A 13,047-nucleotide genomic window follows, 5' to 3' on the forward strand; every position below is an offset into this window, starting at 1 on the left:
GGCCGGGCCGCGCCCGGCCATGGCCGATCCTTTGCGCGGCCCGGCACCGCCGTCGGACGGAACGCGAAATGCCTTCGCGTCCGCTCTGGATCGGCCCGACCGGCGGTGATAGGAATCAGTTGCTTATTTCCCACCCGCACTTTCCGCAGTGCTCATCCGGGGGACCCCCATGCCACCTCGCTCCACCGCCGCCGCCGCGGCGCTCGCCACCGGACTGCTCGCCCTCCCCGCCCTCGCGCCGCAGGCGAGCGCGGCCCCGGCCGACGCCCCGCAGCCGCGCACCGTCCAGGTCCCGTCCTTCGACGGCACGAAGATCGTCACGAACTTCTTCCCGGCCAAGGGCCTGGCGGCCGGCGCCAAGGCCCCGACCGTGCTCGTCGGCCACGGCTGGGGCGGCCGCGGCGAGACCGACCCCGCCGCCGGCCAGGTCGCCCTGTTCACCGGCGCCGGCTACAACGTCCTCACCTGGAACGCGCGCGGCTTCGGCTCGGCGGGGGAGGCCAACGTCGACCGGCCCGACGTCGAGGGCCGCGACGTGATCAAGCTGGTCGACTGGACGGCGGCCCAGCCCGAGGCGCTGCTCGACCGCGCCGGCGACCCGCGCGTCGCCATGGCGGGCGGCAGCTACGGCGGCGGCATCCAGCTCGTCGCCGCCGGCCTCGATAGGCGGGTCGACGTGATCGCCCCGACCATCGCCTTCGCCAACGTGCGGCGCAGCCTGTACCGGGACGAGATCTACCGCGCCGGCTGGGGCGCGCTGCTCTGCCTCGGCGGCGTCACCAGCGGCAACCGGATCGCCCCGCAGGTGCTGCAGGGCTGCGCGTCCGGCGGCCTCACCGGCACGCTGTCCCCGCAGATCGCCGACTGGTTCGACCACGCCGGCGCCGGCGACCTCGTCAAGAAGATCAAGATCCCGACGCTGGTCATGCAGGGCACCGTCGACACCCTGTTCACGCTGCGCGAGGGCCTCACCTTCTACCGGCCGATCAAGGCGTCCGGCGCGCCGGTCAAGATGATCTGGTTCTGCGGCGGCCACGGCACCTGCACGACGAAGCCGGGCGACGCGAACAAGCTGAACGACGCGACGCTCGCCTGGTTCGCCCGCTACCTGAAGAAGGACGCGTCGGTGCAGACCGGCCCCGGCTTCGAGTTCATCGACCAGGACGGCGCCTACCACGCCGCCGCGACCTACCCGGCGCCCGCCGCCGGGACGCTCGCCGCCGCCGGCGCCGGCCACCTGGACCTCGGGCCGCTCGCGCCGACCTCGGGCATCCAGACCGCCGCCCAGCCCGCGGCCAAGGCGATCGAGATCCCGGTCAAGGCGCCCGCGACGGCCGGCATGGCCGCCGGCGTCCCGCACCTGAAGATCACCTACAAGGGCAGCGCGCTGAACGACCGCACCGCCGTCTACGCCCAGCTCGTCGACAAGGCGACCGGCGTCGTCCTTGGCAACCAGGCGACGCCGCTGCCGGTCGTGCTGGACGGCCGGACCCGGACGGTGGAGCGCGACATCGAGGCGGTGTCGTGGAAGACCGGCCCGTCCAGCCGGCTGGTCCTGCAGATCATCCCCTCGACCGGCCTGTTCACCGGGCAGAAGGCGATCGGCTGGGTGGACGTGGCACGGGCGTCGCTGAGCGTGCCGCGCGTCAAGGGCTGACGCCCGCACGGGCCCCCGGGGAGCGAGGCGGCCGCGGCGCCCTCCCGCGCCGCGGCCGCATGTCCCACCGCCCCGTCTAACGGACGGGGCGGTCCAGGCGTTCCCCCGAACGCAGCCGGTCCAGGCCGAGCCAGATGAACTCGACCGCCATCCCCTCGGCCTCCTCGCGGGCGACCTCGGGCCGGTCCAGCCACCACGACACCATCGACAGCAGCGACCCGTACATCAGCGGGACGAGCAGCCGCGCCCGGTACTCGTTGACGGCGAGGGCGCCCGGCGACATCTGCGGGTCGGCGCGGCGGCGGCGGAGCAGCAGCCCCGCGAACGCCTCGCCGAGCCGGTCGCGCAGGCCCTGCAGCTCGGTGCCGACCTCGGGCTTGTCCAGGTGCCGGATCACCAGCGTCCAGGCGTCCGGCTCGTCGGTGGCGTAGTCGAACAGCACCCGCACCATCGCCGCGATGTTGTCCACCGAGCCGCGGTCCGGCGACACCGAGCGGGTGAGCCGCCCCGTCAGCTCGGCGACGACGGCCTCGGTGACCTCGGCGAACAGGTCCTCCTTGGAGGCGAAGTGCTGGTAGAGCAGCGCCTTGGAGACCTGCGCGGCGGCGGCGACGTGCTCCATCTGGGTGAGGTGGTAGCCGCGCCGCCCGAACTCGCGCAGCGCCTCCCCGAGCAGCTGCTCGCGGCGCCGGGCGTGCGGCATCCGCCGCCGCGCGCCCGGCGCCGCTCCCCCCGTGTCCGCGGTCACTTGGCGGTGTACCGGCCCAGCTCGGCGCGCGCGACCGAGCGCACGTGCACCTCGTCGGGGCCGTCGGCGAGCCGCAGCGTCCGCAGGCCCGCCCACATGGCGGCGAGCGGGGTGTCGGCGGAGACGCCGGCGCCGCCGTGGACCTGGATGGCGCGGTCGACGACCTCCAGCGCGACCCGCGGGGCGATCACCTTGATGGCGGCCACCTCGGAGCGGGCCGCCTTCACGCCGTGCTCGTCGATCAGCCAGGCCGTCTTCAGGGTGAGCAGCCGCGCCTGCTCGATCGCCATCCGCGACTCGGCGATCTGCTCGCGCACGACGCCCTGCGCGGCGAGCGGCTTGCCGAACGCCACGCGGTCCACCGCCCGCCGGCACATGAGCTCCAGGGCGCGCTCGGCCATGCCGATGGCGCGCATGCAGTGGTGGATGCGGCCGGGCCCGAGGCGGGCCTGCGCGATGGCGAACCCGCCGCCCTCCTCGCCGACCAGGTTCTCCACCGGGACGCGCACGTCGGTCAGCCGGATCTCGCAGTGGCCGTGCTGGTCCTGGTAGCCGAAGACGGGCAGCGGCCGGACGATCTCGACGCCGGGGGCGTCCAGCGGCACCAGCACCATGGACTGCTGCAGGTAGGGGTGGCCGTCGGGGTCGGTCTTGCCCATCACGATCATGATCTTGCAGCGCGGGTCGGCGGTGCCGCTGATCCACCACTTGGTGCCGTTGATCACGTAGGAGTCGCCGTCGCGCTCGATGCGGGTGGCGATGTTGGTGGCGTCGGAGGAGGCGACGGCGGGCTCGGTCATGCCGAAGGCGCTGCGGATCTCGCCGTTCAGCAGCGGCCGCAGCCAGCGCTCCTTCTGCTCGGGGGTGCCGAACAGGTGCAGCACCTCCATGTTCCCGGTGTCGGGGGCGGCGCAGTTGGTCGCCTCGGGGGCCAGGTGCGGGGAGCGGCCGGTGATCTCGGCGAGCGAGGCGTAGTCGGTGACCGAGAGGCCGTGCGCGGGGTCCTCGCTGTCGGGCAGGAACAGGTTCCACAGCCCGCGCTTCCGCGCCTCCAGCTTCAGCGTCTCGACCACCGGCGGGACGGTGTGGGTCTGCCCGGACGCGACGAGCTCCGCCCGCTGCTCCTCGTAGACCGCCTCGGCGGGGTAGATGTGGGAGTCCATGAATTCCTGCAGGCGGTCGTGGTACTCCCGCGCCCGCTCGCTCAGTGCGAAGTCCATGGCGCTACAGTAACTGACGGGTCAGTTACTTGGAGAGGGAGTCCGGATGACCGAGAGCAGGGTGGCCGTCATCACCGGCGGGTCCAACGGCATCGGCGCGGCGGTCGCGCGGCGGCTCGCCGGCGACGGCTGGCGGCTGGTGCTGGCCGACGTCGACGCCGAGCGCGGCCGGCAGGTGGCGGCCGAGCTGGACGCGACCTTCGTCCGCTGCGACGTGCGCGAGCCCGCCGACTCGGCCGCCGCGGTCGCCGCCGCCGTGGACGCCCACGGCGGCCTGGACCTGGCCTTCCTCAACGCCGGCGTCGCTGGCGGCGGCGACCTCGGCGAGGACTTCGACCCGGCCGCCTACCGCCGCGCGATGTCGATCAACCTCGACGGCGTCGTGTACGGCGTGCACGCCGCGCTGCCCGCGCTGCGCGCCCGCGGCGGCGGCGACATCGTCGCCACCGCGAGCATGGCGGGCCTGACCGCCACCCCGTTCGACCCCGTCTACGGCGCCAACAAGGCCGCCGTGGTCGGGCTGGTCCGCGCCCTCGGGCCCACCTACGCCGGGGAGGGCATCCGGGTGAACGCCCTCTGCCCCTCCTTCGCCGACACCGACATCCTCGTCCCGCTGAAGGACCAGCTGGAGAGCACCGGGTTCCCGATCCTGGCGGTCTCCGACGTGGTGGACGCCTTCCTGGCGATTCTGGCGGGCGACGGCACCGGCGAGGCGTGGTTCGTGGTGCCCGGACGCGAGTCCGCCCCCTTCAAGTTCCGCGGCGTCCCCGGCCCGCGTTAGGAGACAGCGAAGACATGCGCGCCATCCAGATCACCGAGTTCGGCGGCCCCGAGGTGCTGAACCTCGCCGAGCTGCCCGACCCCGTCGCCGGCGACGGCCAGGTGCTGATCGAGGTGTCCCGGGCCGGCGTCAACTACGCCGACACCCACCAGGCCGAGAACAGCTACCTGTCCAAGGCCGAGCTGCCGCTCGTGCCCGGCGGCGAGGTCGTCGGCCGCACCGCCGACGGCCGCCGCGTCGTCGCGCTGCTCGGCACCGGCGGCTACGCCGAGAAGGCCGTCGCGCCCGCCGCGATGGCCTGGGACGTGCCGGACGCCGTCGACGACCTGACCGCCCTCGGGATGATCGTCCAGGGGGCGTCGGCCTGGCTGCTGCTCCGCCGCAGCACCCACCTGGCCCCCGGCGAGTCGGTCGTCGTGCACGCCGCCGCCGGCGGCGTCGGCACCCTCGCCGTGCAGCTCGCCAAGGCGTGGGGCGCCGGGCGGGTCATCGCCACCGCCTCCTCGAAGGAGAAGCGCGACCTCGCGCTGGAGCTCGGCGCCGACGTCGCGGTGGACGCGAACGAGCCCGACATGAAGGCCGCGCTCATCGACGCCAACGGCGGCCGCCGCGTGGACATCGTGCTGGAGATGACCGGCGGCACCGTCACCGACCAGAGCCTCCGCGCCCTCGCGCCGTTCGGCCGCCTCGGCTTCTACGGGATGGCGTCGCGGACGCCCCCGCAGCCGGTGCAGCCCGCCGCGCTGATGGCGCACTCCACCACCGTCGCCGGCATGTGGCTCGCGCACGTCTTCGCGCTGCCCGGCGACGTCATGCGCACCGCCCTCGGCGAGCTGTTCGGCCTCGTCGCCGACGGGCGGCTGCGGGTGGTGCCGGGCGGCGAGTACGGGCTCACCGAGGTCCGGCGGGCGCACGAGGACCTGCGGGCCCGCCGCACCAGCGGCAAGCTGCTGCTCGACCCGTCCCGGTAGGAGGCCCGGCTAGGCCGTGAGGCCGTTCTCGTAGGCGTACACGACGGCCTGCGTGCGGTCGCGCAGGCCGAGCTTGGTCAGCAGGTGCCCCACGTGGGTCTTCACCGTCTGCTCGGCGAGCACCAGCTCCGCGGCGATCTCGGCGTTGGACAGGCCCCGCGCGATGAGCCGGAGCACGTCCAGCTCGCGCGGGGTCAGCCCGGCCGTCGCGCCGGGGCTCGGGCGCTGGTGCCGCCGGCGGCGGGCGAAGTCGCCGATCAGGCGGCGGGTGATGGACGGCGCGAGCAGCGCGTCGCCGCTCGCGACGACGACCACGCCCTGGATGAGGTCGGCGGCCGGGGCGTCCTTCAGCAGGAAGCCGCTCGCGCCCGCGCCGAGCGCCTCGTAGACGTACTCGTCCAGGTCGAAGGTGGTGAGGACGAGGACCTTCGGCCGCAGCCGGGCGGGGTCGGCGTCCTCGGCGGCCGCGCGGTCGCCGAGGAGCTCGGCGGTCGCGGCGAGGCCGTCCAGCTCGGGCATCCGGATGTCCATGACGATGACGTCGGGGTCCAGCTCGCGGGCCAGGTCCACCGCCTCGCGGCCGTCGCCCGCCTGCCCGATCACCTCGATGCGCGGGTCGGAGGACAGCAGCGCCGCCAGCCCGTCGCGGATCATCACCTGGTCGTCAGCGATCAGCACCCGAATCGTCACAGGGGAACTCTAGCCAGGCGGAACGGTCAGGCGGGGCCGTCATAGGGCAGATCGGCGACGACGCGCCAGCCCGCGCCGTCCGCCCCGTCCGGTCCGGCCTCCAGCGTGCCGCCGAGCATGGCGGCCCGCTCGCGCATCCCGACGATGCCGTGGCCGCCGCCGGGGGAGGCGGCGGGCGCGGTGCGCGGCCCGTCGTCGCGGACGCTGACGCGGAGCGCCCGCTCGCCGTAGCGGATCTCGGCGCGCACCGCCGAGCCGGGCGCGTGGCGGGCGGCGTTGCTGAACGACTCCTGGACGATGCGGTACGCCGACAGGTCGAGGCCGGCCTCCAGCGGCCGCGGCATCCCGACCACCGAGGCGGTGACGGCGAGACCGTGGGAGCGGGCGGCCTCGACCAGCTCGTCCAGCCGGTCCAGGCCGGGCTGCGGGGCGCGCTCGGCGCCCTCGCCTTCGGCGCGGAGCAGCCCGACGACCCGGCGGGTCTCGGCGAGCGCGTCGCGGGCGGCGTCGCGGACCACCTGGAAGGTGCGCGCCGCGTCCGCCGGCAGGTCGGGGATCTTGTAGGGCGCCGCCTCGGCCTGCATCGCGATCACCGACATGTGGTGCGCGACCACGTCGTGCAGCTCGCGGGCGATGCGGGCGCGCTCCTCCAGCACCGCCTGCCGGGCGAGGTCCTGGCGGTGCTGCTCGGTGCGCTCGCGCAGCTCGGCGACGGCGCTCCGGCGCCCGCCGATCGCGTCGCCGAACAGCAGCGCGAGCGCGACCGTGCCGGCGAGGATCGCCGCGAACCAGCCCGGCATCGCGCCGAGGGCCGACACCGGGACGAGGACGGCGCCGACGGTCACCGCGCCGACGCCGAGGGTGGCCTCGCGGGCGCCGGCGAGGCCGACCAGGAACAGCAGCAGCAGGACGGCGATCCAGCCGGTCACCGGCCAGGGGAAGAAGTAGTCGCCGCCGAGCAGCAGGCCGCCCGCCAGCAGCCCGAGCGCGCTGATCCGCCAGGCGAGGAGCGGCCGGTAGGGGGCGAGCGCGAGCGGCGCGGCCTGCGCGAGGGCGAGCAGCAGCGCGAGCGAGGCCGGCGGGTGCGGGCGGAAGATCTGCAGCGGGATCGCGATGGTCCCGCCGGTCAGCCCCACCGCGGCGAGCGTGATGAGGGCGAGCAGCGGGAGGCGGGCCAGCGGCGAGGCGGGCAGCCGCGAGCCGCGCGGGTCGTGCGGGCCCGGCCGGACGGCCAGCCGGACGCCGCGCGCCAGCGCGCCGGGGGCGCGGGGCGGGGCGGGGGTGTTCTCGTTCATCCTGGGCCCGAGCCTAGGCCGCGCGGCGGCGGTGCCGCGTGCCTCCGGAGGGGGAGATCGGGACCGCTACCCGGGGTGGTGATGATCACAGCGCGCGACCAAGGCGATATTCCCGATTGACTTGATAGGAAATTTGGGTCAGGGTGGAACGCGTGAGCCGCCCCCAAGCCCTCCTCGTCGCGCGGCGGCACGTGGACCTGCGCCGCCAGGCCGCCTGCCTGTGTCGCGCCGCATGTCCGTGTCACCGGATCCGCTGAGCCGCCGGTCCCGCTGACGCCCGCCCGCCGCGACCGGCGCATCGCCGGGTTCCCCCGGTCGACGACACGCTCATCGCGAACGAACCGCGGCTCGCCGACGCCTTCAACGCCGCGGGACCCATCCCGGCGAAAGTGAAGATCGCCGACTTCGTCGACCGCCGCTCCAACGACATCGAGGTGAAGTGATGTCCCTGCGCTTCCACTGGTTCCTGCCGACCACCGGCGACAGCCGGGCCCTCATCGGCGGCGGCCACGCCGTGCCCGCGGGCGTCGGGCGCCCCCAGGCACGGCCGGGGACCGCCGACCGGCTCCGCCCGCCGACGATCGACTACCTCGCGCAGGTCGCCCGCTCGGCCGAGCAGCTCGGCTTCGAGGCCGTGCTCACCCCGACCGGCACCTGGTGCGAGGACGCCTGGCTCGTCACCGCCGCGCTGCTGCGCGAGACGTCCCGGCTGAAGTTCCTGGTCGCCTTCCGGCCCGGCTTCGTCTCGCCGACGCTCGCCGCCCAGATGGCGGCGACCTACCAGCGCATCTCCGGCGGGCGGCTGCTGCTGAACGTGGTGACCGGCGGCGAGGCCGCCGAGCAGCGCCGCTTCGGCGACCACCTGGACCACGCCGAGCGCTACGCCCGCACCGGCGAGTTCCTGGAGATCGTCCGCGGCGCCTGGACCGGCACCCCGTTCGACTTCAAGGGCGACCATTACCACGTGGACGGCGCCGTCGTCGCCCTGCCGCCGGACCCGATCCCCGAGATCTACTTCGGCGGCTCGTCCGGCCCCGCCGGGCCCGTCGCGGCCAAGCACGTGGACGTCTACCTCACCTGGGGCGAGCCGCCCGCGCAGGTCGCCGAGAAGATCGCCTGGATGCGCGGCCTCGCCGCGGCCGAGGGCCGCACCCTGCGGTTCGGGATCCGGCTGCACACCGTCAGCCGCGACACCTCCGAGGCCGCCTGGGCCGAGGCCGACCGGCTGCAGTCCGGCGTGGACCCCGCCGACATCGCCAAGGCGCAGGAGGCGCTCGCCGCCAGCGACTCGGTCGGGCAGCGGCGGATGCGCTCGCTGCACGAGGAGTACCGCGCCGGCGGCGGGGCCGGCGCCCGGAGCCTGGAGATCCACCCGGGGCTCTGGGCCGGCGTCGGCCTGGTGCGCGCCGGGGCCGGGACGGCCCTCGTCGGCAGCCACGCCGAGGTCGCCGACCTCATCGAGGAGTACGCGGCGCTCGGCATCGAGGAGTTCATCATGTCCGGCTACCCGCACCTGGAGGAGTCCTACTGGTTCGGCGAGGGCGTGCTGTCGGAGCTGCGCCGGCGCGGCTCCTACACCGGGCCGGGCGGGGCCGCCTGACCGTCCGGCCACCGGCCGGATGGCGGATGGCCCGCGGCGGCCACGCGGTGACCAGGCGGCGCGGCCGCCGAATAGTCATTCGGGGGGAATCGCGTCCCGATCTTTCATCGCGCCCGGCGGCGGGTAGTAACGTCTCGTCGTCGCCTGGCGTGCGGAAGGGACGGGGGAGGCGTGCCCGGGGCCGGAGCAGCCCCGCCTCCTCCGCGGACTCACCGCCACTCCCAGGGACGTGTGCGGGACCGCGGCCGGCGCGGGGGGACGTCCCCGCGCCGGCCGGTCCGCCCGGCCCGCCTCGGCCTGCTCGGCCCGCCCTGCCTCGCAGGGAAGGGCCCCCGACCGCGCATAATGCCCGCGCGACCGGGAAGATCAACGATCATGACCGAGAGTAGTGGTGCGACGCCGGCCGGTCCGGCGACCGGCGACGGCGGCCGGCCGGCGCACTCCGCGGCGACGGCCGCCCTGCTCGCCGGGGCGGCCGCCCTCGGCGGCTTCCTGTTCGGCTACGACACCTCGGTGATCAACGGGACGGTGGACGCGCTGCAGACGCAGTTCCACCTGAACTCGGTGGTCGTCGGGTTCGTGGTGTCGGCGGCGCTGCTCGGCTGCGCCGTCGGCGCCTGGTTCGCCGGGCCGCTCGCCGACCGGTTCGGCCGGGTGCGCGTCATGCAGATCGCCGCGCTGCTGTTCTTCATCAGCGCGATCGGCTCCTCGCTGGCCTTCAACGCCATCGACCTCACCTTCTGGCGGGTGATCGGCGGCCTCGCCATCGGCACCGCCTCGGTGATCGCGCCCGCCTACATCGCCGAGATCGCCCCCGCCTCCATGCGCGGCCGGCTCGGCTCGCTCCAGCAGCTCGCCGTCGTCATCGGCATCTTCGCCGCGCTCGTCGCCGACTACGTCATCGCGCAGGTCTCCGACGGCGGCGCGTCCGGGCGGTTCCCCCTCGGCGGCACCGCCTGGCGGTGGATGTTCGCGAGCGCCGCGCTGCCCGCCCTCGTCTACGGGGTGGTCGCCACGACGATCCCCGAGTCGCCGCGCTACCTGGTGAAGAAGCAGCAGATCGCCAAGGCCCGCCAGGTGCTCATGCGGCTGATGGGCCGCGGCGAGGCCGACCTGAAGATCAGCCAGATCGTCAAGTCGCTGCGCACCGACCGCCCGGTCCGCCTCAGCGACCTCAAGGGGACCCGGCTCGGCCTGCAGCCGATCGTGTGGGTCGGCATCCTGCTGTCGGTCTTCCAGCAGTTCGTCGGCATCAACGTGATCTTCTACTACTCCTCCACGCTCTGGCAGTCGGTCGGCTTCAGCGAGGACGACGCCATGCTCACCTCGGTGATCACCTCGGTCACCAACATCGTCACCACGCTCATCGCGATCGCGCTGGTCGACAAGATCGGCCGCCGCCCGCTGCTGCTGTTCGGCGCCGCCGGCATGACCGTCACCCTCGCGGTGATGACCGTCTGCTTCGCCACCGCCCCGATCGTGGACGGCGACCCGAAGCTCGGCGACACCGCCGGCCTCCTCGCCCTGATCGCCGCCAACCTGTACGTGGTCGCCTTCGGCGCCACCTGGGGGCCGGTCGTGTGGGTCATGCTCGGCGAGATGTTCAACAACTGGATCCGCACCTCGGCGCTCGCCGTCGCCGCGGCCGCCCAGTGGATCGCCAACTGGCTGATCACCACGCTGTTCCCCGGCATGGCCGACATCAGCCTTGGCTTCGCCTACGGCACCTACGCGGTGTTCGCCGCCATCGCGTTCGTGTTCGTGCTGCGGGCGGTCCCCGAGACCAAGGGCCGCGAGCTGGAGGACATGGACGACCTGAAGGTTCCCGGCCGGTCCTGAGCGGGCCGGTGCGGTAGGATGGGGAGCGTGCAGGCCGCCAGGTTCGAGACGACCACGCCGGGTTCCGCCCGGCGCCGCGGCCGCACGCACTGACGCGCATCCGCTGAGGCCCCGGGAGATGTTCCCGGGGCCTTCGGTGTTTTGCGAGCCGGTACCCTGACCCCGCTCGACCGGCGATCCGCGTCGAGCCGTCCCCACCGCGAGGAGAACCCGTGTCCACCGTGTCAGAGCTGCGCATCGACCTCGACGGGAGCGATCGAGTGGTGCCCGCCGGCACGACCGCCGGGCAGGCCCTGGAGGCCGACGGCCGCACCGTGATCGCGGCCCGCGTCGACGGCGAGCTGCGCGACCTGGAGTACGCGGTCCGCGACGGCGAGCGCGTCGAGCCGGTCGCGATCGGCTCGGTGGACGGGCGGGCGATCATGCGGCACTCGGCCGCGCACGTCATGGCGCAGGCCGTCCAGGACCTGTTCCCCGAGGCCAAGCTCGGCATCGGCCCGCCGGTGGAGAACGGCTTCTACTACGACTTCGACGTCGCCGAGCCGTTCACCCCCGAGGACCTGAAGCGCGTCGAGAAGCGGATGCGCGAGATCGTCAAGCAGGGCCAGCGGTTCGCCCGCCGGCCGGTGAGCGACGACGACGCCCGCGCCGAGCTCGCCGGCGAGCCCTACAAGCTGGAGCTGATCGGGCTGAAGGGCTCCGCGGCGGCCGCCGACGACGGCGCGGGCGTCGAGGTCGGCGGCGGCGAGCTCACCATCTACGACAACCTGGACGCCAAGTCCGGCGAGCTGTGCTGGAAGGACCTCTGCCGCGGCCCGCACCTGCCCTCCACCCGCGTCATCCCCGCCTTCAAGCTGATGCGCAGCGGCGGCGCCTACTGGCGCGGCAGCGAGAAGAACCCGCAGCTCCAGCGCATCTACGGCACCGCCTGGGAGTCGCGCGAGCGCCAGGACGAGTACCTGAAGATGCTGGAGGAGGCCGAGAAGCGCGACCACCGCAAGCTCGGCGCCGAGCTCGACCTGTTCTCCTTCCCCGACGAGATCGGCAGCGGCCTCGCGGTGTTCCACCCCAAGGGCGGCGTCATCCGCAGGGTGATGGAGGACTACTCGCGCCGCCGGCACGAGGAGGAGGGGTACGAGTTCGTCAACACCCCGCACATCTCCAAGGGCCACCTGTTCCAGACCTCCGGGCACCTCCAGAACTACAAGGAGGACATGTTCCCGGCCATGGAGGTCGACGGCGCCGAGTACTACCTCAAGCCGATGAACTGCCCGATGCACAACCTCGTCTACCGGGCCCGCGGCCGCTCCTACCGCGAGCTGCCGCTCCGGCTGTTCGAGTTCGGCAGCGTCTACCGGTTCGAGAAGTCGGGCGTCGTGCACGGCCTCACCCGGGTGCGCGGCATGACCCAGGACGATGCGCACATCTACTGCACCGAGGAGGAGATGGGCGACGAGATCAAGCGGCTGCTCGACTTCGTCCTCGGGCTGCTGCGCGACTACGGCCTCAGCGAGTTCTACCTGGAGCTGTCCACCCGCGACGACTCGCCGAAGTTCATCGGCACCGACGAGATGTGGGAGACCGCCACCGGCGCGCTGCGCGAGGCCGCCGAGGCGACCGGCCTGGACCTCGTGCCCGACCCCGGCGGCGCCGCCTTCTACGGCCCGAAGATCTCGGTGCAGGCCCGCGACGCCATCGGCCGCACCTGGCAGCTGTCCACCATCCAGGTCGACCCGAACCAGCCCGAGCGGTTCGGGCTGGAGTACCAGGCCGCCGACGGCACCCGCAAGCGCCCGATGATGCTGCACCGCGCGCTGTTCGGGTCCATCGAGCGGTTCATGGCGGTGCTGATCGAGCACTACGCGGGCGCCATGCCGCCGTGGCTGTCGCCGGTCCAGGTCGTCGGCATCCCGATCGGCGACGCCCACGTCCCGCACCTGGAGCGCGTCGCCGCCCTGCTGCGCGCGCGCGGGATCCGCGTCGAGGTGGACGCCTCCGCCGACCGCATGCAGAAGAAGATCCGCAACGCGCAGAAGCAGAAGATCCCCTTCATGCTGCTGGCCGGCGACGAGGACGTCGCCAAGGACGCGGTGTCGTTCCGCTACCGCAGCGGCGAGCAGAAGAACGGCGTGTCCCTCGAGGACGCCGTCGAGGAGATCGTCAAGACCGTCGAGGCCCGCGTCCAGATCTGACCGGCCGCGCGAGCGCCGGCCCGGCCCTCCGCCCCGCGCGGAGACCGGGCCGGC

The 13,047-nt window shown here is 73.9% G+C and carries 11 protein-coding genes; 7 read left to right on the plus strand and 4 right to left on the minus strand.

Features of this window, described 5'->3' with window-relative positions:
• Positions 1-169: 169 nt before the first annotated feature.
• The gene (locus tag K1Y72_RS29325; RefSeq protein ID WP_220169739.1) at positions 170-1,657 is read left to right on the plus strand and encodes an alpha/beta hydrolase family protein; all 1,488 of its coding nucleotides are present in this window, start codon (positions 170-172) and stop codon (positions 1,655-1,657) included.
• A gap of 76 nt (positions 1,658-1,733) precedes the next feature.
• Here K1Y72_RS29325 and K1Y72_RS29330 read toward each other — a convergent pair whose 3' ends face one another.
• Positions 1,734-2,405 carry a TetR/AcrR family transcriptional regulator gene (locus tag K1Y72_RS29330; protein ID WP_220169740.1) on the minus strand — a complete coding sequence of 224 codons (672 nt, stop codon included), beginning with the start codon at positions 2,403-2,405 and terminating at the stop codon, positions 1,734-1,736.
• Positions 2,402-3,625: an acyl-CoA dehydrogenase family protein gene (locus tag K1Y72_RS29335; RefSeq protein WP_220169741.1), complete on the minus strand. Its 1,224-nt coding sequence runs from the start codon at positions 3,623-3,625 to the stop codon at positions 2,402-2,404. Before K1Y72_RS29335 ends, K1Y72_RS29330 begins: the two co-directional genes overlap by 4 nt.
• 46 nt (positions 3,626-3,671) lie before the next feature.
• Between K1Y72_RS29335 and K1Y72_RS29340 the strand changes: the two genes are divergently transcribed.
• Both K1Y72_RS29340 and K1Y72_RS29345 read left to right on the plus strand, forming a co-directional pair.
• Positions 3,672-4,406, plus strand: coding sequence for an SDR family oxidoreductase (locus K1Y72_RS29340; RefSeq protein WP_220169742.1), 735 nt, complete (start codon positions 3,672-3,674; stop codon positions 4,404-4,406).
• A 14-nt stretch (positions 4,407-4,420) separates the two neighbouring features.
• Complete coding sequence (locus tag K1Y72_RS29345; protein WP_220169743.1) at positions 4,421-5,377, plus strand: quinone oxidoreductase family protein; 957 nt, start codon at positions 4,421-4,423, stop codon at positions 5,375-5,377.
• Positions 5,378-5,386: 9 nt separating this feature from the next.
• Here the strand turns inward: K1Y72_RS29345 and K1Y72_RS29350 are convergent, their stop codons facing one another.
• Entirely contained in the window at positions 5,387-6,031 is a 645-nt protein-coding gene (locus K1Y72_RS29350) for a LuxR C-terminal-related transcriptional regulator (RefSeq protein WP_258574106.1), read from the minus strand.
• A gap of 62 nt (positions 6,032-6,093) precedes the next feature.
• On the minus strand, positions 6,094-7,362 hold the full coding sequence (locus tag K1Y72_RS29355; RefSeq protein ID WP_220169745.1) for a sensor histidine kinase: 1,269 nt from the start codon (positions 7,360-7,362) through the stop codon (positions 6,094-6,096).
• Positions 7,363-7,514: 152 nt separating this feature from the next.
• On the opposite strand from K1Y72_RS29355, the gene K1Y72_RS37655 reads away from it, so the two are divergent.
• The 4 genes from K1Y72_RS37655 (at position 7,515) to thrS (ending at position 12,993) form a co-directional block, all read left to right on the plus strand.
• A complete protein-coding gene (locus K1Y72_RS37655; protein WP_372453031.1) occupies positions 7,515-7,619 on the plus strand; it encodes a putative leader peptide in 105 nt (34 codons plus the stop codon).
• A gap of 185 nt (positions 7,620-7,804) precedes the next feature.
• Positions 7,805-8,962, plus strand: a complete 1,158-nt coding sequence (locus K1Y72_RS29360) for an LLM class flavin-dependent oxidoreductase (protein ID WP_220169746.1) — start codon at positions 7,805-7,807, stop codon at positions 8,960-8,962.
• A 375-nt stretch (positions 8,963-9,337) separates the two neighbouring features.
• Positions 9,338-10,801: a sugar porter family MFS transporter gene (locus K1Y72_RS29365; RefSeq protein WP_220169747.1), complete on the plus strand. Its 1,464-nt coding sequence runs from the start codon at positions 9,338-9,340 to the stop codon at positions 10,799-10,801.
• 212 nt (positions 10,802-11,013) lie between these two features.
• The gene (gene thrS / locus K1Y72_RS29370) at positions 11,014-12,993 is read left to right on the plus strand and encodes a threonine--tRNA ligase (protein WP_220169748.1); all 1,980 of its coding nucleotides are present in this window, start codon (positions 11,014-11,016) and stop codon (positions 12,991-12,993) included.
• Positions 12,994-13,047: the final 54 nt, after the last annotated feature.

The sequence above is a fragment of the Actinomadura parmotrematis genome (assembly GCF_019458805.1).
Classification (GTDB): domain Bacteria; phylum Actinomycetota; class Actinomycetes; order Streptosporangiales; family Streptosporangiaceae; genus Spirillospora; species Spirillospora parmotrematis.